The sequence below is a fragment of the uncultured Vagococcus sp. genome, from assembly GCF_963518325.1.
GTDB lineage: Bacteria > Bacillota > Bacilli > Lactobacillales > Vagococcaceae > Vagococcus_D.
This window is the reverse complement of the sequence record NZ_CAUQJB010000005.1, coordinates 113,787-137,157: the sequence shown is the minus strand read 5'-3', so window position 1 is coordinate 137,157 and position 23,371 is coordinate 113,787. Positions and strand designations below refer to the sequence as shown.

Annotated in this window: 23 protein-coding genes; 17 read left to right on the top strand and 6 right to left on the bottom strand. The window is 40.1% G+C overall.

The genetic code is table 11. The annotated features are described in order from the left end of the window. Position 1 precedes the first annotated feature (1 nt). The 4 genes from RWN13_RS06850 (at position 2) to RWN13_RS06835 (ending at position 5,443) form a co-directional block, all read left to right on the top strand. Positions 2-952, top strand: coding sequence for a bifunctional oligoribonuclease/PAP phosphatase NrnA (locus tag RWN13_RS06850; RefSeq protein WP_314061731.1), 951 nt, complete (start codon positions 2-4; stop codon positions 950-952). Between the two features lie 309 nt (positions 953-1,261). Further along, the gene (locus tag RWN13_RS06845; protein WP_314061730.1) at positions 1,262-1,768 is read left to right on the top strand and encodes an NAD(P)H-dependent oxidoreductase subunit E; all 507 of its coding nucleotides are present in this window, start codon (positions 1,262-1,264) and stop codon (positions 1,766-1,768) included. 37 nt (positions 1,769-1,805) lie between these two features. Continuing rightward, on the top strand, positions 1,806-3,680 hold the full coding sequence (locus RWN13_RS06840) for an NADH-quinone oxidoreductase subunit NuoF (protein WP_314061729.1): 1,875 nt from the start codon (positions 1,806-1,808) through the stop codon (positions 3,678-3,680). A gap of 26 nt (positions 3,681-3,706) precedes the next feature. Further along, positions 3,707-5,443, top strand: coding sequence for an NADH-dependent [FeFe] hydrogenase, group A6 (locus tag RWN13_RS06835; protein WP_314061728.1), 1,737 nt, complete (start codon positions 3,707-3,709; stop codon positions 5,441-5,443). Between the two features lie 43 nt (positions 5,444-5,486). On the opposite strand, the gene RWN13_RS06830 is transcribed toward RWN13_RS06835, so the two are convergent. Further along, on the bottom strand, positions 5,487-6,020 hold the full coding sequence (locus RWN13_RS06830) for an ECF transporter S component (RefSeq protein WP_314061727.1): 534 nt from the start codon (positions 6,018-6,020) through the stop codon (positions 5,487-5,489). A gap of 234 nt (positions 6,021-6,254) precedes the next feature. On the opposite strand from RWN13_RS06830, the gene RWN13_RS06825 reads away from it, so the two are divergent. Next, positions 6,255-7,238, top strand: a complete 984-nt coding sequence (locus RWN13_RS06825; RefSeq protein ID WP_314061726.1) for a YdcF family protein — start codon at positions 6,255-6,257, stop codon at positions 7,236-7,238. A 37-nt stretch (positions 7,239-7,275) separates the two neighbouring features. Here RWN13_RS06825 and RWN13_RS06820 read toward each other — a convergent pair whose 3' ends face one another. After that, on the bottom strand, positions 7,276-9,225 hold the full coding sequence (locus RWN13_RS06820; protein ID WP_314061725.1) for an ABC-F family ATP-binding cassette domain-containing protein: 1,950 nt from the start codon (positions 9,223-9,225) through the stop codon (positions 7,276-7,278). A gap of 292 nt (positions 9,226-9,517) precedes the next feature. Here RWN13_RS06820 and RWN13_RS06815 point away from each other — a divergent pair, with 292 nt between their 5' ends. Continuing rightward, entirely contained in the window at positions 9,518-10,162 is a 645-nt protein-coding gene (locus tag RWN13_RS06815; protein WP_314061724.1) for a redox-sensing transcriptional repressor Rex, read from the top strand. Positions 10,163-10,208: 46 nt separating this feature from the next. Here the strand turns inward: RWN13_RS06815 and RWN13_RS06810 are convergent, their stop codons facing one another. Then, a complete protein-coding gene (locus RWN13_RS06810; RefSeq protein WP_314061723.1) occupies positions 10,209-10,844 on the bottom strand; it encodes a type II CAAX endopeptidase family protein in 636 nt (211 codons plus the stop codon). A 217-nt stretch (positions 10,845-11,061) separates the two neighbouring features. Between RWN13_RS06810 and groES the strand changes: the two genes are divergently transcribed. The 3 genes from groES to RWN13_RS06795 all read left to right on the top strand — a co-directional run bounded on the left by groES (position 11,062) and on the right by RWN13_RS06795 (position 13,867). Then, positions 11,062-11,346, top strand: a complete 285-nt coding sequence (groES, locus tag RWN13_RS06805; RefSeq protein WP_209524708.1) for a co-chaperone GroES — start codon at positions 11,062-11,064, stop codon at positions 11,344-11,346. 52 nt (positions 11,347-11,398) lie between these two features. Then, entirely contained in the window at positions 11,399-13,027 is a 1,629-nt protein-coding gene (gene groL / locus RWN13_RS06800) for a chaperonin GroEL (RefSeq protein ID WP_314061722.1), read from the top strand. A 96-nt stretch (positions 13,028-13,123) separates the two neighbouring features. Then, positions 13,124-13,867: a type II CAAX endopeptidase family protein gene (locus RWN13_RS06795; protein WP_314061806.1), complete on the top strand. Its 744-nt coding sequence runs from the start codon at positions 13,124-13,126 to the stop codon at positions 13,865-13,867. 31 nt (positions 13,868-13,898) lie between these two features. On the opposite strand, the gene RWN13_RS06790 is transcribed toward RWN13_RS06795, so the two are convergent. After that, positions 13,899-14,162, bottom strand: a complete 264-nt coding sequence (locus RWN13_RS06790; RefSeq protein ID WP_314061721.1) for a YiaA/YiaB family inner membrane protein — start codon at positions 14,160-14,162, stop codon at positions 13,899-13,901. 262 nt (positions 14,163-14,424) lie between these two features. Here RWN13_RS06790 and RWN13_RS06785 point away from each other — a divergent pair, with 262 nt between their 5' ends. The 6 genes from RWN13_RS06785 (at position 14,425) to RWN13_RS06760 (ending at position 18,555) form a co-directional block, all read left to right on the top strand. After that, the gene (locus tag RWN13_RS06785) at positions 14,425-15,198 is read left to right on the top strand and encodes a helix-turn-helix domain-containing protein (RefSeq protein ID WP_314061720.1); all 774 of its coding nucleotides are present in this window, start codon (positions 14,425-14,427) and stop codon (positions 15,196-15,198) included. Positions 15,199-15,272: 74 nt separating this feature from the next. Further along, positions 15,273-15,656, top strand: a complete 384-nt coding sequence (locus RWN13_RS06780; protein WP_314061719.1) for a VOC family protein — start codon at positions 15,273-15,275, stop codon at positions 15,654-15,656. Then, positions 15,656-16,027, top strand: coding sequence for an MmcQ/YjbR family DNA-binding protein (locus RWN13_RS06775; protein ID WP_314061718.1), 372 nt, complete (start codon positions 15,656-15,658; stop codon positions 16,025-16,027). Before RWN13_RS06780 ends, RWN13_RS06775 begins: the two co-directional genes overlap by 1 nt. A 21-nt stretch (positions 16,028-16,048) precedes the next feature. Beyond that, positions 16,049-16,954, top strand: a complete 906-nt coding sequence (locus RWN13_RS06770) for a YafY family protein (RefSeq protein ID WP_314061717.1) — start codon at positions 16,049-16,051, stop codon at positions 16,952-16,954. Positions 16,955-17,012: 58 nt separating this feature from the next. Further along, positions 17,013-17,414, top strand: coding sequence for an effector binding domain-containing protein (locus tag RWN13_RS06765; RefSeq protein ID WP_314061716.1), 402 nt, complete (start codon positions 17,013-17,015; stop codon positions 17,412-17,414). A gap of 298 nt (positions 17,415-17,712) precedes the next feature. Beyond that, positions 17,713-18,555, top strand: coding sequence for a helix-turn-helix domain-containing protein (locus tag RWN13_RS06760; protein ID WP_314061715.1), 843 nt, complete (start codon positions 17,713-17,715; stop codon positions 18,553-18,555). Positions 18,556-18,803: 248 nt separating this feature from the next. On the opposite strand, the gene RWN13_RS06755 is transcribed toward RWN13_RS06760, so the two are convergent. Continuing rightward, positions 18,804-19,505 (bottom strand): hydrolase, encoded by a 702-nt coding sequence (locus RWN13_RS06755; protein ID WP_314061714.1) that lies wholly within the window; start codon positions 19,503-19,505, stop codon positions 18,804-18,806. Positions 19,506-19,582: 77 nt separating this feature from the next. Continuing rightward, positions 19,583-20,470: a LysR family transcriptional regulator gene (locus RWN13_RS06750; RefSeq protein WP_314061713.1), complete on the bottom strand. Its 888-nt coding sequence runs from the start codon at positions 20,468-20,470 to the stop codon at positions 19,583-19,585. A 164-nt stretch (positions 20,471-20,634) separates the two neighbouring features. Between RWN13_RS06750 and RWN13_RS06745 the strand changes: the two genes are divergently transcribed. Then, positions 20,635-21,648, top strand: a complete 1,014-nt coding sequence (locus tag RWN13_RS06745; protein WP_314061712.1) for a putative sulfate exporter family transporter — start codon at positions 20,635-20,637, stop codon at positions 21,646-21,648. A 393-nt stretch (positions 21,649-22,041) separates the two neighbouring features. After that, positions 22,042-23,307, top strand: a complete 1,266-nt coding sequence (locus RWN13_RS06740; RefSeq protein WP_314061711.1) for an NCS2 family permease — start codon at positions 22,042-22,044, stop codon at positions 23,305-23,307. The last annotated feature ends 64 nt before the right edge of the window (positions 23,308-23,371 follow it).

Sequence of the window (23,371 nt, the reverse complement as noted above, 5' to 3'; positions counted from 1 at the left end):
AGTGACTATTACACAAGAAATTTTAGCAGAGATCAAAGCCTATGACCGGATTATCGTTCATCGACATCAGCGGCCAGATCCAGATGCCTTAGGCTCTCAAGCTGGGTTAGTGGAAATGATCAAGGCGTCTTTTCCTGATAAGCAAGTCTTTAAGGCAGGTGGTCCGATTGATGATCTGGGTTATATGACGGAAATGGACGAGGTGGCAGATGAGAGTTACGTCGGCGCTCTGGTGATTGTGACGGATACGGCGAATGCGCCGCGGATTAGTGACGATCGATATCATCTAGGAGATAAGTTGATTAAAGTTGATCATCATCCTAACGATGAACCTTATGGGGATTTGTCTTGGGTTAACACAAAGGCAAGCAGTTGCAGCGAGATGATTGCTGATTTTTATCAGGAGTTTAAATCGGAATTGACATTGACAGATGAAGGGGCTCGATTATTGTACGGCGGAATTGTGGGTGACACCGGTCGCTTTATGTACCCGGCGACAACGTCCCATACCTTTGAAGTTGTTGCGATGTTAACTCGTTTTAATTTTGATGCGCCTCGATTGAATCGCTATTTAAATGACACGACGTTAAATGTGGCAAAACTGTCTGGTTATGTCTTGCAACAGATGGAGCTTGATGAAGATGGAGCTGGAATGGTGTTACTTCCTTATAGTATCTTAGAAGAGTACGGAGTAACTGACGCCGAAACAGCTGCGCTGATCCCATTACCAGGCCAAGTTGATAGTGTGATTGCTTGGGGGATTTTCGTTGAGCAGCCAGAAGGTTATTACCGTGTACGTTTGCGTTCAAAGGGGCCAGCGATTAACCAATTGGCAAAAGAGCATAACGGTGGTGGTCATCCATTGGCCAGTGGAGCAAATGCTCGTGATTTAGCAGAAGTGGCAGATATGTATAAAGAAATTCAAAAAATTGTTAAAAACAGTAAAGCTTAATTCTGGGGAGTTATTTTTTTAATTTGAAACATTATAGAGGCCAGGACAAAGTCCTAGCCTCTATTTTGCTAAAATCTGGGAGATAAACTCTCTTCAAAAGGGGCTGTTAGCTCTGTAATTGATCATGAGCGTAGTTTCAATGTGAATATTTCACAATATGATGTTGCTTCCAAGATCAGAACCGTCTATTTGGTATTTTTTTAAAAAATAGATTGAAATATTTTCACAATAAGGTATGAAATTTTTTTTGTTTTGCTATAATGATAATTGTAAGCGTTAACTTAAAATGGAAGGATGTGCAAAACCTTAATGAGTCAATTAAAAGTGGACTTTGATTTTGTGGAGACGGTTAGCCAACGAAAAGAATTTGCTGACTGTTTAGCTAAACTCAAAGGAGAACCAGGAGCAAGTATGCCAGCGTTACAAGACGCTCAACGGATTTACGGCTATTTGCCAATTGAAGTGCTGGAAAGAGTTGCAAAGGCGTTTATGGTTCCTTTGGAGCAGCTCTACAGTACGGCTACCTTTTATTCACAATTTTCATTTGTCCCAAAAGGAAGGTATACAATCAGTGTGTGTATGGGAACGGCCTGCTATGTAAAGGGGGCAGGGGACATTTTAGAAAGTTACAGTCAGTCCCTGAAAATAGTCTCAGGAGAAACGACGACGGATCGTAAGTTTACTCTGGAGTCTTGTCGTTGTATTGGCGCCTGTGGGCTAGCCCCTGTGTTAACAGTTAATGAAGAAGTCTTTGGTCGTCTGAACAAAAAGCGGGGAGACAAAGTGCTAGTCACCTATCAAATGCTGAGTGATTAACCCCCCCAAGAGAATGGAACAGTCAGGAGTTGAAAGCATGGAAAAATGGAGTCAGTTAACGGCTCTGAAAGAGCAGTATCGCAAAAATATCAGCATTCGTTTAAATGAAGTGACGACAGATCATGGCATCACTAAAGAAATTTTAGTGTGTGCAGGAACTGGATGTATTGCCTCTAAGAGCCAGGCCTTAATAGAAGCCTTAGAGGAGCAACTGGCAAAAAATCAATTAACCGAGCAGGTTCGGATTGTCTCAACGGGCTGTTTTGGTTTATGTGCTCAAGGTCCTATTGTGATCGTCTACCCAGAAGGGGTTTTTTATCATCAGGTCAAACCAAAGGAGGCGAGGTTGATCGTCGAAAAACATTTAATTGCGGGCGAATTGGTGGAACGCTTGTTGTATCATGATCATCAGACGGGAGAAATCTTCAATCGTTTGATGGATACGCCTTTTTATCATAAGCAAAAACGGGTTGCGTTGCGCAATTGCGGGCGAATTGATCCGGAAAAGATTGAGGATTACATTGCCTTTGATGGGTATCAAGCCCTGGCGACGGTCCTGAATCAGTATGCTCCTCAAGAAGTGTTGAATCTGTTGAAAGAATCAGGACTAAGAGGTAGAGGTGGTGCGGGCTTCCCCACTTATTTGAAGTGGAGCTTTGCCGCTGAAAGTCAGGCGGAACAGAAATATGTGATCTGCAATGCTGATGAAGGGGACCCAGGTGCTTTTATGGATCGATCTGTTTTGGAAGGAGACCCTCATGCTGTCTTTGAAGCAATGGCGATTGCTGGGTATACCATCGGGGCTGATCAAGGGTATATTTATGTTCGTGCAGAGTATCCGGTTGCGGTGGCTCGACTGCGTATTGCCCTGAAACAAGCTAGAGATTCTAGTTTGTTAGGGAAGGGAATACTGGGTTCCCCTTTTAATTTTGATATTGAGTTAAAATTAGGGGCGGGTGCGTTTGTTTGCGGAGAAGAGACGGCTTTGTTGGAAAGCATCGAAGGTCATCGGGGAGAACCTCGCCCCCGTCCGCCCTTTCCGGCGGCTAAAGGTCTTTTTGGACAACCTACCATCGTTAATAATGTGGAAACCTATGCCAATATTCCCCAGATTATTTTAAAAGGATCAGAATGGTTCGGAGAGATTGGGACGGCAAGGTCTACAGGAACTAAAGTATTTGCTTTAGGAGGGAAAATCGAGCATACAGGATTAGTTGAAGTACCAATGGGAACTACCCTGCGTGAAGTCGTAGAGGAAATCGGTGGCGGTATTTCTAATGGTGGCACCTTCAAAGCGGCACAAACTGGTGGGCCTTCGGGAGGCTGTATTCCGATTGAATACTACGATGTGCCTATTGATTATGATAACTTAATAGAAATTGGTTCGATGATGGGTTCCGGTGGCTTAATCGTTATGGATGAAAAAAATTGTATGGTTGACATTGCTAAATTTTTCTTGGAGTTTACGGTGGAAGAAAGCTGTGGAAAATGTATTCCTTGTCGGGTCGGGACAAAACGTCTGTTGGAACTATTGGAGACTATTACCATGGGCAGAGGAACTATGGCTGATTTAGATAAATTGGAAGAACTTTGCCATCATGTTAGTGAAAACTCATTGTGTGGTCTTGGCCAGACAGCGCCTAATCCGATTATTTCAACCTATCGTTATTTTAAAGATGAATATGTTGCCCATGTTCGGGACAAGAAGTGTCCGGCTGGCGTTTGTAAAAATTTGGTTTCCTATGAAATTAAGGCAGGAGACTGCACAGGTTGTATGGCTTGTGCCAGACAATGTCCAGTATCCGCTATTAGTGGCGAAAGAAAACAGCCCCATCTGATTGACCAACAACTCTGTACAAAATGTGGTGTTTGTTTGGATACGTGTCGTTATAATGCAATCAATGTGGGGTAAATCCAAGGTTTTAAGGAGGCAGAAAGGTGAATCAGATTACGGTATTAATTAATGGGAAAGAGTGCCGGGCGCCAGAAGGCAGTACGATTTTAGAGGCGGCACGTGCTAATGATATTGATATTCCAACGTTATGTTATCTGAAAGAGATTAATGAAATAGGTGCCTGTCGCATGTGCGTCGTCGATGTGGTCGGGGCTAAAAATTTGGTGACATCCTGTGTCTATCCGATTAAGGAAGGTATGGAGATTGAGACGAATTCAGAACGGGTTTTTCAGTCAAGGAAAACTAATTTAGAGCTGGTCCTATCCACACATGAGAAGACTTGTCTGTCCTGTGCGCGCAGTGGTAATTGTGAATTACAGCGGCTCTGTAAGACTTTTAATGTGGCAGATGAAGACCATTATAATGGTGAAAACTATGATTATGAATTCGATGACAGTTCAGTACATATGTCACGTAATAATAATAAGTGTATTCTCTGTCGTCGCTGTGTGGCTGTTTGCTCTAATTGGCAGGATGTTGGGGTCATTGGGGCGAATAATCGAGGGTTTAAGACTCATATTGGCTGCGCGTTTGACAAGGATTTAGGAGACGTGGCTTGTATTTCTTGTGGTCAGTGCATTGTGGTTTGTCCAACAGGTGCCATTACTGAGAAAGATCAATCAGAGTCGGTGTGGCAAGTTTTAGCAGATCCAAGAAAGCATGTAATCGTTCAAACGGCTCCCTCTACTCGGGTGACATTAGGGGAAGCCTTCGGAGTGCCAATCGGAACCAATGTCGAAGGGAAAATGGTGGCAGCTTTAAGAACCTTGGGATTTGACCGAGTATTTGATACAAATGTGGCAGCAGACTTTACGATTATGGAAGAAGCCAATGAGTTTGTCGAGCGAGTAAACAATCAAGGCCCTTTCCCAATGTTTACGTCTTGTTCGCCAGGTTGGGTAAAGTATTGTGAATCCTATTATCCTGAGTTAATTCCCAATCTTTCCAGTTGTAAGTCACCTCAGCAGATGTTTGGGGCCTTAGCGAAAACGTGGTATGCTGAAAAAATTGGAGTTGATCCTCAAGACATTTATGTAGTGGGCATTATGCCATGTACGGCGAAAAAATTTGAAGTAGGTCGTGAAGATGAAGCGGCCTCTGGTTTCTCTGACGTGGACGTAGCCCTAACGACGAGAGAATTAGCTCGCATGATTGAAAAAGCAGGCATTCGTTTTGTGGAACTGGAGGATCAAACCTTTGATGATCCTTTTGGAGAAGCGACTGGTGCTGGGTATATATTTGGCGCGTCAGGAGGAGTCATGGAGGCGGCTTTGAGGACGGCTAGTGATGTTTTGGCAGGTCAGTCTACTGACTTTGATTTTAAGGAAGTCCGAGGCATGGCGGGGATTAAAGAAGCGACTTATGATTTAAGCGGCACCTCGATTAGAGTAGCGGCTGTCTCTGGTATGGCTAATGCTAAAAAGCTGTTAAGGCGGATCCAGGAAGGGGAGCTTTACCACTTTGTAGAGGTGATGGGGTGCCCCGGAGGCTGTATTAATGGTGGCGGTCAACCGGTTCAGCCTGCCTCTGTGCGGAATTTTATTGACTTAAAACGAAAAAGGGCAGCAGGACTCTACGCTGAGGATCAGGTTAAAAAAATTCGAAAATCCAATGACAGTCCAATCGTTCAGCTGGTTTACAATGATTTTTTAGGTGAGCCTGGTAGTCCAAAAGCTCATCGTATTTTGCATACGAGTTATCAAGAGCGATCTGAATTTTAATCCAAGATTAGCCCTCTATTTCCTGGGTGGAGGGCTAATCTCACTATGTCTTGAGTGCTTTTTTCAAGGTTGGCAGCAATAAGCTGGCTAAACCGCCGCCGATTAAAGCGGTAATTAATTGGGGATAGGAAAAAGCCGCCCCAATCAGAGCTATTTTAGCGGCAGGTAGTTGAAGTAATAGAGGCATCACGAATTTTACAATGGTCATATATAAGAAAGCGAATTTTATGATAGCAGCGCTGATTGTGGCAAGGAGGTAAGCTTTATAATTGGGGTCAGTTTGCTTACCGGCAATTAAGTACCAGTCTAAGATTAGAGTCCCATTACCTAAGGCGACAAGGGGGATAATTTGCCAAAAGGGAGGGCCGATACTTAACAGAAAGGCCAGCATTGGGGATAAGAAGGCAACGGTTAAGCCACAGCTCAGACCTCCTGTCATTAAGGAAAGAATCAGCAACAAGTTGACCATTGAGCCAGTAATCAAAGGATTGCGAAAAGAGGCAGTGACGGCTTGAACAACGATTAATAAGGCTAATAAAAGGGCGGTTTGAGTAATCCATAAGGTTCTTTTTTTCATCGTGGTTCCTTCTTTCTGTTAGTGAGTTCTTAGGTTGCGATCGCTCAATTATTCACAATTAGTGATACGTTAATTCTAGCTGATAAAGCGCTTTAATTCAATTGTGAATTTACACTAACTTACAGACCACATGACAATTTTGTTAGGTCAATCGGGCAAAGTGAAAGTTGATTCGATGTTGAAGAGCTTCTCATTCGTCTATACTTTAGGAAAGAGCTAAAGGAGATGGAGAAAATGATGGGATTAATGATTACTGGGACGATTTACCTAATGATGACAGGTGGTTTGGTCAACAATGTGATGAAGGATCAAAAAAAATGGACTGTTTCTAGTTGGTTGCTATTTGGCCTTTTGGCAGTGCTGATTGTGATCAGTTTAACAGTTGTTTCTTTCGGCATTGTGATGATCTTTGTCCTTGGTCCATTCATTATTTTTTCCACGGGAATCGTCTTTACCATTAATGGTGCTTTCATGTTCCATCGTGAATCAGTTTCCCTTGGCAATAGTTTGGCCTTGCTCCTAGGGGTTGGCTTGTTGGGAGTTAGTTTAGGTGATGTTGTGGCTCACTGTACTGGCTTGGCCTCCTTGCAGATCTTAACAGTGGCTGCCAATACTTTGGCTTTAATATTGTTGATTGGTTTTTTGATTTTTTTAATCATGGCTTATGTGACTCAGCGAAAGGCAAAGGCAGAAAAAGCTGACTATATCATCGTGCTAGGCTGTGGTCTTGTCAATCATCAGGTGACGCCCTTACTTAAGAGTCGACTCGATCGTGCTCTTGAATTGTATCAACAGCAATCAGCTTTTGGTTATAAAAGCAAGCTTGTTGTGACAGGCGGTCAAGGCCACGATGAAAAACTGTCTGAGGCGGAGGCGATGAAGAATTACCTGGTACTTGAAGGGGTTGATGAGACAGATGTTTTCCTTGAAGATCGTGCCGTCAATACTTACGAAAACATGCTCTTTAGTAAACAGTTGATTGAAAAGGAATCTCTGGCATATCAAGCTATTTTTGTCAGCAATAACTTTCATGTTTTTCGCAGTCAATTATTTGCTAAGGAAGTCGGATTATCGGCAAAAGGGACCGGCTCTCAGACAGCCGCCTATTACCTCCCTAGCGCGATGTTAAGAGAGTTTGCTGCTGTAAGTTTAATGATCGTGAAAAGCGGCTTAAAAAGCATCAGAAGGGCTCCTAGAGGGTCTGTGATCTATAAATAGAAAAACTTGGGGCTGTGATCGAATCAGCCCCAAGTTTTTATGTTTGTTTGCCTTCCAATTCAAGGCTAAGGGTTTCCCATTCGTCCATCAGTGTTCCTTGTTTACTTTCCAGTTCAGTCATCTGATGTTGAAGATCCAATAATTTTTGATGATCTTCAAAATACTCAGGATTGGCCATGTCAGTGTGAATCAATTCAATGTGAGAATCAATTTTTAGGAGCTCTTCTTCAAGCTGCTCCACTTTGCGTGTCAAGCTGCGAATCGCACGCTGCTCATCTTTTGATTGTTGGAATTGATTGCGGGTTGTTAGCAGTTCTGGTTGGTTTCCTAGGCCTTTAGCTTCGGCGGCTTTTAGTGCAGTTAGTTCTGTTTCTTCCAATTTTTTCTCTAAATAATAATCGTAATCGCCTAAATAAAGCTTGCTGCCAGCAGATGACAGCTCCACAACTTTTGTGGCAATTCGATTGATAAAATAGCGGTCATGGGAGACAAAGAGAATCGTCCCAGTGAATTCAATTAAGGCTTGTTCCAAGACTTCTTTGCTGTCGATATCCAAGTGATTGGTCGGCTCATCTAGTACTAGAAAGTTCTCTTTATTCATGGATAGCTTGGCTAAAGCTAATCTGGCTTTTTCACCACCACTAAGTAGGGGAACAGTCTTCTCAACATCTTCACCTGAAAAGAGAAAACTTCCTAAGACCGAGCGAATATCCTTTTCCGGTGTTGTGGGATGCTCATCCCAGAGTTCCTGTAGGACTGTTTTATTTGATCGGAGATTGGCTTGTTCTTGATCGTAATAGCCAATGGAAACGTTGGTTCCTAAGCGAGCTTCTCCTTTAATAAAGGGGATGTCCTTAATAATCGATTTTAGTAAGGTGGATTTTCCAACACCGTTAGGACCGACTAAAGCAATGGCTTCACGTTTGCGAATGTCAAGGTCCACAGGTTCTGACAGAATGGTCTGGTCGTAACCAATTGCGCCTTGTTCAAGGTGAAGAACCACATTGCCAGATTCCCGTTCAATACCAAATAAAAAGCGAGCGGATTTTTCATCCCCTGTGGGTTTGTCGAGACGGTCAATTTTTTCCAGTTGTTTGCGGCGACTTTGGGCTCTTTTAGTTGTGCTGGCACGAACCAGGTTGCGGGCGACAAAGTCTTCTAATTTATTTATTTCGGTCTGCTGTTTCTCAAATGCTTTCCAGTCCTGAGTGAGTTGTTCTTCTTTTAATATAAGATAACGAGTGTAATTCCCCTTGTAATGAGTGATTTTCTGGCGGCTTAAGTCGTAGACCTCTGTGACGATTTTATCGAGAAAGTAGCGGTCATGTGAGACGATTAAGAGCGAGCCCCGGTAATTTTGTAAATAATTTTCTAACCAGGCCAGTGTTTCAATGTCCAAATGGTTAGTAGGTTCATCGAGGATTAGTAAATCTGGGCTTTCAAGTAAGAGTTTGGCTAAAGCGAGACGGGTTTTTTGACCACCGGATAAACTGTTGACTGGTCGGCTGTAAAAACTTTCGTCAAATTGAAAGCCGTTTAAGACAGCTTTCATCTCTGCTTCATAACCATAGCCATTTTGTTCGCTAAAATCATGCTGCAGTTGATCGTATTCTTTTAATAAACGTTGATAGTTATCCTCATTGGCCATTTGTTCGGGTTGGCCTATCTGATGTTCCAATTCACGTAGGCGGGCTTCCATCGCTCGGATACCGTCATAGGCCGTCAACATTTCCTCCCAAATAGGCTTGTCGCTTTTGAAACCGGTGTGCTGGTCAAGGTAACCGATTGTCAGTTGCTTGGTTTTTGAAATCGACCCCTCATCAGGTTCGTCGATGCCAGCGATGATTTTTAATAAGGTTGATTTTCCCGCACCGTTACGGCCAACTAAGGCGATGCGACTGCGGTCTTGGATTTCTAAATGTATATGGTTAAACAATGTGTCAGCACCGAAATGACGGGCGACTTGGTTAGCTTGTAATAAAATCATGTTGTTTTCCTCGCTTGCATAGTATAGTACTAGTCTATCATACTTATCTTTTCTTGTGAAAAATAATGGAAATGAAAGTCATTCTCAAGAACTTTTATTCACAATACCAAACAAGAAAATTGCTTTTACCTGCCAGATACTGTTATTATAATAATGTGAAATCGATAGTAAAAGCCACTATTGTTAATTGAGTACCTTGTTTAGTAGTGGTCAAGAACTAGCATATGTCAGAGTTTATTTATCATAAGTATTGTTAAGAATGGCTAATTAATTAGGAGGATTGAGGATTAAAATGAAGAATCAAGTGATACCAAAAGCAACAGCGAAGCGTTTGCCGCTGTATTATCGTTATTTAAAAGTATTGTTAGACTCAGGTAAAACGAAAGTATCATCAACTGAGCTAAGCGAAGCGGTCAAAGTAGACAGCGCGACTATCCGTCGTGACTTTTCTTATTTTGGTGAATTAGGCAAACGCGGATATGGTTATGATGTCCAAAGTTTACTGGATTTCTTTGCTAAAACATTGAGTGAAGATCGCTTAACCAACGTTGTTTTAGTTGGTGTTGGTAACTTGGGAAATGCGTTGCTAAATTATGGTTTTCATCAAAATAACAACATTCGCATCAGTGCGGCCTTTGATGTTAAAGAAGAACTTGTTGGACGGATTGTTGACGGGATTCCTGTTTACCCAATGAGCGACATGGAAGATCAAATTAAACAGCAACAAATTGAAATAGCAATTATGGCGATTCCTGCCAATGCAGCCCAAGATACAGCTAACTTGTTGATCAAAGCGGGTATCAAAGGAATCATGAACTTTACGCCTGTTCGTCTGTCAACACCAAATGACGTTCAAGTTCAAAGTATTGATCTGACCAATGAATTGCAAACACTGATTTATTTCTTGAATCACTACACCAAAAAAGACGAAGCATAAACTTAAACCACCTACTTGCTAATGGAAATTGCAAGTAGGTGGTTTTTTAGATGGTAAATTGCAATAACATCACACAAAAATTCATGGCGCAATGGGCGATAATTGAGGTCCAAATGCTGCCGGTTTTTTGATAAAGGAAATAAAAAACCATTCCCATGGAAAAATAAACGAGTAAGTGGCCATCAGCATGAACGAAGGCGAAGAGTGTTGAACTGATCAGGGCACCGATAATCGCTGGAAGATACTGACTTAAAAAACCGATGAGACTGCGGCGAAAAATAAATTCTTCCATAATGGGTCCTGCAATTGAAACAGCAATTAAGAAAAAAGGGGAGCTACGAATTAACTGGGCGATGTTGGCAGTATTTTGTGATTGGCCGCTCTCCCAGAAAAAGCGATCGATTGAGCCGGCGACAAACTGAGTTAGAAAGGCTAAAAACAAGCCATAAATTCCCCAAATCAGGATATCTTTTCGCGACGCCCCCCTTTTTTGCTCAACAACTGGCACTTCCTTTAATGAGGGACTAAAGTAAATCATTAGTCCGGCCCCAATTAGATAGCTGATGGTGGTGAAGGTGATATTGAAATTGTTGCTGGGATTAAAGGGTTTTAAAAAGAGCGGGCTGAAGAAAATAATCAGATATAGCGAGCTCTGGCTAAAAAAATAGTGTTTGATTGTCATCTAGTTACCTCCTAGGGAAGAAGCGCTGACAGTGCTTCTGACTAAAATAAAGTATAGCACAATAAAGAAAAAGAAGTTTTCTTGAGAAAAAGTTACCATATTTCTTGCAAAAAAGACAAATAATGAGTATTATATAAGAGTGAGTTAGCACTTAGCACAAAAGAGTGCTAAATGCTAATTGAATAACTAAAGACTTGATAAAGTGGAGGGATTTACAGTGTTAAAACCATTAAATGATCGTGTTGTTATTGAAGTAGGTCAAGAAGAAGAAGTAACCGCAGGTGGCTTAGTATTGACTTCGGCAGCTAAAGAAAAACCACAAACAGGTGAAGTAATCGCTGTTGGCGAAGGTCATGTGCTAGAGAATGGCACACGAATGAGCTTATCCGTTAAAGTCGGTGACAAAGTGATGTTTGAAAAATACGCTGGGTCAGAAGTTAAATACGAAGGCAAAGACTATTTAATCGTTCACGAAAAAGATATCGTGGCAATTGTTGAGTAAGCATTAAACACATTTCAATGAATCAAAAATTTTAGATGAGGTGAAAGAAATAATGGCTAAAGATATTAAATTTTCAGTAGATGCACGTGCAGCAATGGTTAAAGGTGTAGACACACTAGCTGACGTGGTAAAAGTAACATTAGGACCTAAAGGACGTAACGTTGTGTTAGAAAAAGCATATGGCTCACCCCTTATTACCAATGATGGTGTGACCATTGCAAAAGAGATCGAACTTGAAGATCATTTTGAAAATATGGGTGCTAAACTTGTGTCTGAGGTTGCATCAAAAACAAACGATATCGCTGGTGATGGTACGACAACTGCTACCTTGTTAACTCAAGCAATCGTTCGTGAAGGTATTAAAAACGTCACTGCTGGGGCAAACCCAATCGGCATTCGTCGTGGGATTGAAAAAGCCACGAAAGCAGCCGTGGAAGAGTTGCACGCTATTTCCGTTAAAGTTGATTCAAAAGAATCGATTGCTCAAGTAGCAGCTGTGTCTTCTGGTGATGAACGAGTTGGTGAATTAGTTTCTGCGGCAATGGATAAAGTTGGCAACGATGGGGTTATTACCATTGAAGAATCTAAAGGGATTGAAACAGAATTAGATGTAGTGGAAGGCATGCAGTTTGATCGTGGTTACTTGTCACAATATATGGTAACTGATAACGATAAGATGGAAGCTGTTTTAGACAACCCTTATATCTTAATTACTGATAAAAAAATCTCTAACATTCAAGATATTTTACCTTTGTTAGAACAAATTTTACAACAAAATAAACCACTTTTAATCATCGCTGATGATATTGATGGCGAAGCATTACCAACATTAGTTTTAAATAAAATTCGTGGAACATTCAACGTTGCAGCTGTTAAAGCACCTGGCTTTGGCGATCGTCGTAAAGCTATGTTGGAAGATATTGCAATCTTAACTGGTGGCACATTAATCACTGAAGACTTGGGCCTAGAGTTAAAAGATGCTACAATTGAAGCTCTTGGAACTGCTCGGACAGTCGTTGTGGACAAAGATAATACAACTATCGTTGAAGGTGCTGGCGATAAACAAGCCATTGAAGATCGTGTTGGTTTAATTCGTTCGCAAATCGCAGATACAACTTCTGATTTTGATCGTGAAAAATTACAAGAACGTTTAGCTAAATTATCAGGTGGTGTTGCCGTTATTAAAGTCGGTGCCGCTACTGAAACTGAATTAAAAGAACTAAAATTACGAATTGAAGATGCACTAAATGCAACTCGTGCCGCTGTTGAAGAAGGCATCGTTTCTGGTGGTGGAACAGCATTAGTCAATGTGTCTCACAAAGTGGCTGAATTAAAAGCAGAAGGTGATGAGCAAACAGGAATCAACATCGTCTTGCGTGCCCTGGAAGAACCAATTCGTCAGATTGCTGACAATGCAGGTCATGAAGGATCAGTTGTTGTGGATAAATTAAAACAAGCCGAAATCGGGATTGGCTTTAATGCTGCAACAGATGAATGGGTCAATATGATTGATGCAGGAATCGTTGATCCGACAAAAGTAACTCGCTCTGCTTTACAAAATGCAGCAAGTGTTGCCGCATTAATTTTAACAACAGAAGCCGTTATTGCTGATAAACCAGAACCAGCAGCACCTGCAATGCCAGGTATGGATCCAGGAATGGGTATGGGCGGTATGATGTAATAGTCTCAATAAGCTACCTCGTAATGGGGTAGCTTTTTTTACGGTTGTTTCTGAACTAAACAATGAGTTATAATTTAGTAAAGGACGGTGAACGTGATGTTATTACAAGAATTACCAGAAAACCAACAAAAGATGAAACAACTATCACCAGGCTATGCTATTTTTTTATTGATTCTTTATTGGATTTTAAATCTTGTTGGTCAAGCGATTGCCATTGTTCCCCAAATGGTGGAAAATTTAGTAAGAGAAAGCGATAATTTAACGAGTATCAATCCAAATGAACTGGTTAATGAGTTGATGAAGAAGCTGAATTATCCATGGTACATAAATCTTTTTCAGGCATTGGTCTTTGTTTTTATTTTGTGGTTGTTTAAACGCCAGAATGTCCAATTCTTTTCTACTGGTTTTAGCAAAAGAGAGATCGTTCAGATTGTCTTCTACGGAGTTGCCTTAGTGGGAATATCTCTCGTCGTTGAACAAGTTATTGGTTATTTCGTACAAGATTTTAATACTGCTAACCAAGAAGCCTTGGAAGGGATTTTTGCTAATTCATCGCGAATTACCATGTTTATGTCAATTGTGATTTTAGCACCAATCACCGAAGAAGTTATGTTTCGAGGTGTGTTTTCATTAATTTTTAAGAAGTTTCAACTGTTAGGCTTTTTTGTTTGCGCTGTAGCGTTTACTTTAAGCCACATGCCAAATGATCTTTTAAGTTTTCTTGTTTATTTTATAATGGCTTTGGGATTAGGGGCAATTTACTGGAAAACAAAACGAATTGAAGCCAGCATCTTTGCTCATATGTTAAATAATTTTATTGGCTTTTTACTGATGCTATAAAAAAAGAGGATTGAACACAATCCTCTTTTTTTTATTTTTTATCTGCCTCATCTTCGGTTGTCGCACGAAATAGCTTATTATAACGGTCTTCATCTTCTTGATTATCACGAATGACTTTTGCCAGTGTGAAAGAAGAGGAGATAAGACCAACAGACCCCATTAAATAGTAACCTTTAACCATTAATGGTTCTTTTAAGGTGTAGAGACCAATCATCATCAATGCCACAAAAAAGGCAAAAGACCCCCAACTTAAGAAGATAAATGCTGGTGAATTGCGATATGCTTTCTTTTTCATAAATTCCTCCAAAATAATAATCGTTTTGTGAACTAATTGTGTAGCTAAAAAGCCTCCACGATTTGTTCCGAATTTAATCATACCTTAAATTGAAGGTAAATGTTAGCAAAAATTGTTATTTATTCATTTTTTTATTGAAATAAGGGGATTAGCCAAACGTAAAGGGTGATTAAGTTAAAAACTAGAGATGCAAGATTTAAGGTGGTTTGAGTAGGCATAGGAGACAGATATCGTTTATAATAATAAAAAGAGGGGCTGAAGGATGATGGAATTCAAACCGATTATTTGGCACGAAGGAGCAAGTTATTATCAGGAAGTAAAACCAGCATTGGCGCTCCAACCTTATATCGATTGTTATTGGTTGAGTTTGCCTCAGACTGGTAAAGTTCAATCCCGGGTGATTCCTGATTTGTGTGCTGATTTTATTATGACTTTTAGTGTGGATATGGGGCTTAAGAACTTGGCTTACAGTGGACCAAATACCCGTTATTTTATGTCAGTCAGTCAATCGGCTGAACTAATCTTAGGGATTAGATGCCATTTGAGTGCATTGAGAAGTTGGTTGCCTATTAATTTGAGTCAAACAAAGGATCAATTATTAGTAGGATGGGACGGATTTGAGCATTTTTCCAAGTACCTAATGACGGTGATGGAGTTGAACCCTACGATAGAAGAACTGATCAGTGGCTTCAATGAGTTTTTTTTAAGAGAGTTATCAACTACCAAGGCAAGTCATTCATCTGATCTGATTAAAAATATCATTCATAATAGCATGGAATTAATTGATTACCGAGATGTCATTCGCAGAGAAGTATATTCAGAACGTACGATTCAGCGGGTATTTCGCGAAGAGACAGGTCTTTCCCCTTATGAAGTTCACGATATCTTACGGTTTCAGAAAAGTTTAAAAAGTCTGCTGGTGAAGCCGGAAACAAGCTTAAGTGAGATAGCCTTAAGCCATGGGTATTACGATCAATCTCACTTTACTCGCCGTTTTAAGGTAATCAGTGGGTTAACGCCTAAAGAGATTCGTTAAGGGTGTCGCAATTATCCAAGACATAGATCAGTTAATTAGGTAGAATAGTCATAATAATGAAAGAGGTGGAAAACATGAGATTAGATATGGTAGGGATTGTTGTCAGTGATATGGCAAAAGCGATTGAGTTTTATGAGGTATTAGGTTTTAAGGTAATCGGTGACCCGAAGCAGGCTTATGTGGAATTAACTAATCAAGGTGTTAGAATCTCATTAAATACTCGTGACATGATTGCCGGCATTTACGGATTTGTACCAGAAAGCCAAGGAGATAAAATTGAGCTGGCTTTTTTATGTGAGACGCCGGCAGAAGTCAATGAAGTGACAGCCGCAATTAAATTGGCTGGTTATGAGGTTTTCAAAGAGCCTTGGGATGCCTTTTGGGGGCAACGGTATGTAATTATTAAGGACCTTGATGGAAACTTACTCAGTCTTTTTGCGAATTTGGAGACTGATTAATGGAAAATTTAATTAGTTATTTACAGGCCGAAAGTCAAAAATGGCCCGGGGTTAAAACCAGTTATCGAAAGTCCTGGGAATGCGAATACTTTGAGGTGATTGATAAATTTTTTTGTATGATTGGAGAAACCAAAACAGGGGACGTAGTTATGACGGTTAAAGGGGATCCGGAAAAGAATGAAGAACTGCGAGAGCAATATCATTTTATCGTACCAGGTTACTACACGAATAAAACCCATTGGAATTCGATTATGTTGGCTCAATCAACCTTTGGTAAAGAAGAATTGTTGGCTTATTTAAGGCGTTCTTATGAGTTGGTCTTTGCAAAATTACCTGAAAAAGTTCAGAAAAGTTTGCTTGAATCTAGTTGAGTGACATGATGGAGGTCTGAAATGAAGACGGAGCGTTTATTAGCTTTAGTAGTACTGCTTCTAAGTCGTAAACAGGTGACAGCTAAGGAGATGGCCCAACATTTTCAAGTGTCTAAGAGAACCATTTATCGGGATATGATAACTCTGGAAAATGCCGGATTTCCGATTTTTGCGCTTCATGGCAATGAGGGTGGGTATCAGTTAATGGATGGTTTTAAACTTCATAGCTACACCTTCTCTGAAGAGGAAAAAGCTTGGTTAATCAAAGCTTTGGACCTACAGACGGAGCTGTTGACAGAAACGGATGTAGGTCGGGGGATCAGCGATAAGTTGCGTCTGTTAGTCACAGAACCGGCGACTCCTCACCTTAGTATAGAGCAGAGCACCCTGCACCGAAAACAAATCGAAGATGAAGCAAAAGAAAAACTTAGCTTATTGGAGAGACTGATGGAAAAAGAGCGCAAGATTCGTATTTCCTATGTGTCGGCAAATGGCCAACAAACCACACGAATCATCAACCCTTGGCAATTGCGACTAACAAATGGTAGCTGGTATTTATTGGCCTACTGCGAGTTACGGCAAGAAGAAAGGGCCTTTAAGCTAACGCGTATTCGTGACATAATGACCTTGGATGAACGGCGTTTGGCTCCGTCTTTGAAGCAGAGGGTGGAGCAATTGGCCCAACAGGAGGTTGTCTGTCTTTTTTCAGCCCAAGAGCTTGGGAAACTTTTTGACTTCTTTACAGAGGAGGACATGAGGGTGTTAGCCAACGGCGACATTCTCGTGTCCTTTGAGGAAGACCGAGAGAAAAATTTAGTCCCCTTTTTATTGATGTTTGGCCCGTCTGTCAAGGTGCTAGCGCCAGAGATTTTAAGGCAAGCCCATATTCAAGCAATTGATCGGATGGCAAACAATTATTTGGACTAAGCTGACAGGTTGTTGTCAGCTTAGTTTCTTTATAATGAAAAGGAAAGGGTGATTTAAGATGAATATTTATGAATTAGCAGCAGTTCGTACAAATAATTTTAAGGATCTAGAGATGGTGGATAAGATTCAGCGAGTTTGGACGGAAGCACAGAGAAAGCTAAGGGAGGAAGGCAACCTTTATGGGGTATATCATGAATTTGAAAGTGATTATAAAGGTGATTATACCTTGTCTATTGCCAGTGGAAGTGCTGAAGGCAGGTCTCTAGTCATTGATGACAAGGCTAACTATCGGGTGTTTCCAGTGGATCGAACTCAAGAGATGGCTGTTTACCAAACATGGCAAGCTATTTGGGCATTAGAGGAACAAGGTGCGTTAAAACGGGCTTATAGATTGGACTATGAAAAGTATGACGTAGATGGTTCAATTGACATTTTTATCGAAATTTACTCCGAAAGTTAATTAGTAAAAAAAAGACGAGATTATTTCGTCTTTTTTTATGTATATCTGCATAAACCTGTATATAAAAAGATCTTTTTGCGGAAGGTGTAGAATAATTAAGCTATTAATAGCTGCAAGGTTTTAACTGATTTTTGTTCGTAAAAGGTATAACGATTAGTTGGTAAAAGCATGATAAATAAGGCATTTGTCTCAAAAAATGTGATTATTTTCTGAAAATCTGAGACCAGTTACATCTGTTTTCATTTTATACTGTGTAAGAAGTAATAAATAAAACAACACAGAAAAAGGAGATGGAACAATGTACAACTCACTTACTTATGGAACTGTTATCAAAGAATTACGGACAAATCGATTTTTATCACAAGGTGAATTAGCAGAAGATATCTGTTCTCAGGGCATGTTAAGCCGGATTGAAAACAATGATGTCGTGCCTAATGTTCTTGTTATGCAGAAGTTATGTGAAAGGTTGAATGTCTCCGTCAACTATGTGTTGACTCGTGAAGAAACAGCTAAGGCACCGGCCAATAATTGGTTGGAATTGTTAAAACAATACAAGCACAGTAAAAAAATGACGGAACTAACAGAAACTATCGATGAAATTGAAACTAAAGCTAATTCTGTCTTTAAAACGAAGCTAGAATTACAGGAATACGCCTATTATAAAGGCTGTGCCATAAGCTACTTGAATCCAGGTTCAACTGAAGCCTTGACTGTTTTACAAGATGGCTTGAACTATACTTATAATCGGAAAAAGCAACATGCTACTGATATAGAAGTGATGCTATTGAGTGAGATAGGTCGGGTTTATTACAATCAAGGTAAATTCGAACTAGGTGTATCATTTATGAAGCGTAGCATCGCTCAGTTTTACAGTGATATTAATAAACGAGATAAAGTTGATTTAATTAAAGTCTTTTATAATATTTCAGCCAGTTTTGTTGATTTAAAAACATACTCAGAGGCTTTAGAATACATTGAACAAGGTGTTTTATGGAGTCAAAAAAAGAAGAGTTATTACCGTTTGAGCGATCTATATATGCTAAAAGGGATTGTCTTAAAAGATTTAGGTCGGATGGACGAAGCCATTGAAATTGTGGCGATTTCAGATACCTTAGACAAACTCGTAGATTATACTAAATAAAAAACAACCGACTTGTCGGGAGGCTGCTGAAAAACTCATAAAATAACAAAATAGAAAAATCAGGAAAATTCAGTTTCCAAAATAGATTGAAATAAGCGTTCCCAGTGGAAATGAACCTTCATATTTTATTATTATTTACTATACTAGTGGGAAAAAATAAAAAGTCCAAATTTTCGGTTAAGAAAATTTGGACTTTTCAGCATCCTCCTTGTCGGTTGTTTTTTTTCGCTGATTAGATTGTTGGCAACTTAGTTATTTTTGGCATCTGATTTTTCTTTATCTCGGTAAACATCCATTTTTTTACTAAATAGCTGGCCGTTGGAAGGGGGGGTGTAAGTAATTGCGTTGGCGCCAGCTTCGATGGTTTCAAGGATTGCTTCCTCAGTTGGGCCACCTGTGGCAATAATGGGGATCTTAGGGTAATCTTCACGAATTTTACGAACGATGCTAGCAGTGTCTTTGCCACCGCTAACGTTGAGGATGGAAACACCAGCTTTTAGGCGTTCTTCCACATCGGTGAACAAGGAAGTAATGGTACCGACCACAGGGATATCGACTACTTCTGCAATGTCCTGAATGGTTTCTTTAGGAGTCGGAGCGTTAACAACCACACCGATGGCGCCTTGGGATTCAGCGAAAATACTCATTTGAACGGATCGTTTCCCTTGTGTTAAGCCACCGCCAACCCCAGAGAAAACAGGAATATCGGCAGCCTCAGTAATGCTTTTAGTAATTGTGGGATGGGGGGTGAAGGGATAGACTGCAATCACGGCATCAGCATCAATATTGCGAATAATCGCAATATCAGTGGAATAAACGATGGACTTAATCCGACGGCCGAAAATGCGAATACCGCTACACTGACGGATAACAGGTGGGACTTTTATAATATCTTTTCTTAAATCAGTCATAATTTCAGGGACTTCAAGTGGTGATTTTTGTTCAGTCATGGATATTCCTCCTAATTAATAAATCAATACGATATACATTATTATAACGCAGACAGAATCTAAAAAGATAGTTTGAATTAGTCTAAGGCTTTAATTAGTTCAAAAATACGGGTGAATTCCCCTTCGAACAGGCTAGCTTTTAAATAAATAAAATAGAAGCTGTGAGATGTTTCCAAACGTTCGATCTGAATCTTTTTGTAAGCGTGGCCGGTCAATTCCTTTTTGACAACCTCTTCGTAGAGAAAGGCAATGCCTAAATTATTTTTGACCAATTCTTTAATGCTGTTTAAGCTACCTAACTCTAATAAGCGTGAAAAATCGTCAACAGCGTAATTTTGTTCAGCCAATAAATTATCGAGAATTTTTCGTGAACCTGAGCCTTTTTCTCGTGTGATCAAGGTTTCTGACAGCAAATCTGCCAAGGCATAGATCTGACCTGTTTGATAGTGACTGTGATTTGAAGCAATTGCGATAAATGGTTGAGAGGACAGCTCGTAATAAGCGAATTCTTGCTTGGGAAAGTTACCTTCTACTAAAGCGAAATCGATGTCACCTCGCCGTAATTGTTGTAAAATTTGCTGGGTATTTTCAACTAAACAAGAAATGTTTAGGTGAGGATCAGACTGAGCGAATGCTTGAATAATTCGCGGTAGCAAATCATCACCAATGGAAAGGGTTGTTGCAAAATTAAGATCTTTGTTGGCCGTTTCTTTGTGGGCTAAATTACTTTCGATTTTTTTGATTTGAGCTTGTAGATTTTGTAAATAATCGTATAGGAGCTGGCCTTTTTCTGTTAAGCGGATCTCTCTATTCTGATAGGTGACAAGTTTTGTCTGATATTTTTGTTCGAGCCATTGAATGTGCTGGGTGACTGCAGGTTGAGTGATATACAATTTTTCAGCTGCTTTAGTGTAATTTCGTTCGACACAGAGAACGAGGAAGGTCTGGTAACGATAATCTAACATGATAGTCTCCTTTATAAGCTGGTATTATAGACGTATTATAAGTGATAATTTTATTTTATTCCAGTCTCATGTTATTCTAGTAGTAAAAGCGAGGCTTTAGGTGAGTCGTTTTTGAGAATCATTGAAGAGAAGTGCTTAATAACGTGATTCAGGGAGTGTTGTAGATGAAAAAAATAATAACATGGGTGAAAGACCGTTGGCAAGGGTTTGCTGCCTGTTTATTAATTGCTTTAGTGGCCCAAGTGATTGGCAGTTTTGTGCCACAGATAGGAGGCGCACTGTTTGCCATACTATTAGGCATTTTATGTGGGAATACTTTTTTAAACCGTGAGAGTTTAGGAAAAGGTGTTCGCTTTTCTGAAAGTAAATTATTGGAATATTCGATTGCCTTAACAGGATTGACCTTGAATATTACTGATGTTATGAGTGTTGGCTGGCGTGGCATCAGTTTTATTGTGATTCAGATGACTCTTACCGTGATTGTCGCATACAAGCTGGGACAGTGGTTTGGGTTCGGCCGTAAATTTTCACTCTTAATGTGTGCCGGTAATGCTGTATGTGGGTCTTCGGCCATTGGAACCGTCAGCCCCATTTTGGAAGCCGACGAGAAAGATAAAGGTATTTCAATTACCATTGTGAATTTGACTGGTACGATCTTAATGGTGGCCTTGCCTTTGATTACTAGCTTATTGTATCAGCATCAAACCTTGCCGACAAGTGCGATGATCGGCGGTGTGTTACAATCAATCGGGCAGGTGATTGCCTCTGGTAAGTTAGTCAATGAAGAGGTGACCCAGTTTGCAACTATTTTTAAAATTTTACGGATTGTTTTATTAGTAGTAGTCGCCTTAAGTTTTTCAAAGATGAATACATCAGAGGGGCCTTTGTTTGGTAAGTCTGCTAACAGAAAAAAAGCCAAAGTGGGGATTCCGTGGTTCATCACTGTTTTCTTTATTTTTTGTCTAGTGATTTCTTTTGGTAATATTCCAGACATCGTGCCGATCGTGGCTAAAAAAGTCAGTGGTCAGTTTGAAATTATTGCGTTAGCGGGCATTGGCATGCGGGTTAAGTTCAAAGACTTAATCAAAGAGGGGCCAAAAGCGATGGCTCTTGGCGGAACCATTGGTGTCAGTCAGGTCTTAGTTGCCGTCCTTTTAATCTTTTTATTGATCAAGTAAGAAAGAAGTCATTCTGGGCAGTTCAAGGGCTGTCAAGTTGACATCACAAAAGATGAACCTAATAAGAATTGAATTTAGAGCAGTTGGAAAATAGAATAGGCGAGGAAGAACCCATATGTTAGATGAACTTGATTTTACAGTTGAGGCAATCCTTGCTCTGATAGTATTACTCTTTTAGGTTTATTTTACTGAAACTAGTGATTAGCGCTTGCTTTCCGTATGATTTGATGATACATTAGATATCGGTTAACAACTTCATATAGAACGTCTTTATGTATAGGTGGGTGGGCAACAAGCTACCCGTCTATACTTTTTTTGTGTCCAGTTTTAGTCTGTGGGACTAGCTGTGGTCTTTTCTAAATGATTTTCTAATAAAAAAAGGAGCAAGTGATAATGATTGAAAAAAAGGTAGATCTAAAAAAAGAAATATTAGCAGGCTTAACCTCTTTCTTTGCTATTTCCTATGTCATCGTGGTTAATTCAATGATTTTAGCTGAGGCGGGAATTCCACCTGAGCTGAGTGTTTTTGGTACGATCTTTATCTCGATTATTGGCTGTTTAGCTATTGGACTGATTGGCAAAGTTCCGATTGTCATTACGACGGGCATGGGGGTTAATTCTTTTTTTACTTATACCTTAGTGTACGCACTGAAAATGAGTTGGCAAGAGGCATTGGCTGTCAGCTTCTGCGCTAGTTTAGTTTATCTGATCGTCGCCTATACGCCTCTCACTGAGATATTAATTGAAGCTGTTCCAGAAAGTTTGAAACATGGTATTACAGCTGGTATTGGCATTTTCTTAGTTATCGTGGGGTTAGAGAATGGTGGGATCATTGTTCGAGGAGAGCATACTTTTATGAGTCTGAATTCCTTTCAATCACCTGTTTTACTATTAACCTTGGCTTCCTTAGTGGTAACCTTGTTCCTGCTTTTTAAGAATGTTCAGGGCAGTTTTTTTATCGGCATTATCTTAACAACTATTGTCGCTAATTTATTTCAAATCGTGCCGAAGACTGAAAGTTTATTTTCACTTTCAGCCATTCAGCATTATCCGAGTATTATCGGTCAATTAGATTTTTCAAGAATTTTTACGACAGAATTTATTCTTGGAACCTTTTCTCTGGCGATGATTTTGATTTTTGAATCCATGGGATTGTTTAATGGCTTATTGACTGGTTTAACTCCTCAAGGATTTAAAAAGGTTTTTCGGGTAAATGGTATTATCATGTTGTTATCCAGTGTCTTGGGGACTAGTCCGACGATTCCAGCTGCGGAAAGCTCAACGGGGATTCAGCAAGGTGGTAAGACTGGGGCGACGGCTGTAACTGTTGGTTTGCTGTTTTTAGCAGCTGTCTTTGCCATTCCCTTACTATCCTTCATACCTAGCTCGGCTTTGTCGCCGGTTATCATCATTACAGGTTGTATGATGATGGAAAATATCCGCCACATTGATTTGGCTGATTTAAGCGAGTGGTTTCCTGCCTTTTTAATGATTGTGATGATGGCTTTTTCCATGAGTATTTCCGATGGATTAGCTTTTGGTTTTGTGGCATACCCCGTAGTCAAAACATTTGCAGGGAAACGTCAAAGTATTTCCTTTCCAATGTGGGTGATTTCAGCTTTATTTTTATTGTATCTCCTTGCCAAAGTTTGGATTTAATTCATTTATAATATCGGAAACTCGACGGTGAAAACTGTTGAGTTTTTTTAACGAGATACCTCCT

Excerpts from the sequence above, each read along its gene's own strand:
- RWN13_RS06845 (WP_314061730.1), top strand. The coding sequence starts at position 1,262 with ATGAGTCAATTAAAAGTGGACTTTGATTTTGTGGAGACGGTTAGCCAA.
- RWN13_RS06755 (WP_314061714.1), bottom strand. The coding sequence starts at position 19,505 with ATGACTGAACAAAAATCACCACTTGAAGTCCCTGAAATTATGACTGAT.
- RWN13_RS06810 (WP_314061723.1), bottom strand. The coding sequence starts at position 10,844 with ATGACAATCAAACACTATTTTTTTAGCCAGAGCTCGCTATATCTGATT.
- RWN13_RS06745 (WP_314061712.1), top strand. The coding sequence starts at position 20,635 with ATGAAAAAAATAATAACATGGGTGAAAGACCGTTGGCAAGGGTTTGCT.
- RWN13_RS06790 (WP_314061721.1), bottom strand. The coding sequence starts at position 14,162 with ATGAAAAAGAAAGCATATCGCAATTCACCAGCATTTATCTTCTTAAGT.
- groL (WP_314061722.1), top strand. The coding sequence starts at position 11,399 with ATGGCTAAAGATATTAAATTTTCAGTAGATGCACGTGCAGCAATGGTT.
- RWN13_RS06820 (WP_314061725.1), bottom strand. The coding sequence starts at position 9,225 with ATGATTTTATTACAAGCTAACCAAGTCGCCCGTCATTTCGGTGCTGAC.
- RWN13_RS06740 (WP_314061711.1), top strand. The coding sequence starts at position 22,042 with ATGATTGAAAAAAAGGTAGATCTAAAAAAAGAAATATTAGCAGGCTTA.
- RWN13_RS06775 (WP_314061718.1), top strand. The coding sequence starts at position 15,656 with ATGGAAAATTTAATTAGTTATTTACAGGCCGAAAGTCAAAAATGGCCC.
- RWN13_RS06750 (WP_314061713.1), bottom strand. The coding sequence starts at position 20,470 with ATGTTAGATTATCGTTACCAGACCTTCCTCGTTCTCTGTGTCGAACGA.
- RWN13_RS06770 (WP_314061717.1), top strand. The coding sequence starts at position 16,049 with ATGAAGACGGAGCGTTTATTAGCTTTAGTAGTACTGCTTCTAAGTCGT.
- RWN13_RS06795 (WP_314061806.1), top strand. The coding sequence starts at position 13,124 with ATGTTATTACAAGAATTACCAGAAAACCAACAAAAGATGAAACAACTA.
- RWN13_RS06765 (WP_314061716.1), top strand. The coding sequence starts at position 17,013 with ATGAATATTTATGAATTAGCAGCAGTTCGTACAAATAATTTTAAGGAT.
- RWN13_RS06760 (WP_314061715.1), top strand. The coding sequence starts at position 17,713 with ATGTACAACTCACTTACTTATGGAACTGTTATCAAAGAATTACGGACA.
- RWN13_RS06840 (WP_314061729.1), top strand. The coding sequence starts at position 1,806 with ATGGAAAAATGGAGTCAGTTAACGGCTCTGAAAGAGCAGTATCGCAAA.
- RWN13_RS06825 (WP_314061726.1), top strand. The coding sequence starts at position 6,255 with ATGATGGGATTAATGATTACTGGGACGATTTACCTAATGATGACAGGT.
- RWN13_RS06830 (WP_314061727.1), bottom strand. The coding sequence starts at position 6,020 with ATGAAAAAAAGAACCTTATGGATTACTCAAACCGCCCTTTTATTAGCC.
- RWN13_RS06780 (WP_314061719.1), top strand. The coding sequence starts at position 15,273 with ATGAGATTAGATATGGTAGGGATTGTTGTCAGTGATATGGCAAAAGCG.
- RWN13_RS06815 (WP_314061724.1), top strand. The coding sequence starts at position 9,518 with ATGAAGAATCAAGTGATACCAAAAGCAACAGCGAAGCGTTTGCCGCTG.
- RWN13_RS06785 (WP_314061720.1), top strand. The coding sequence starts at position 14,425 with ATGATGGAATTCAAACCGATTATTTGGCACGAAGGAGCAAGTTATTAT.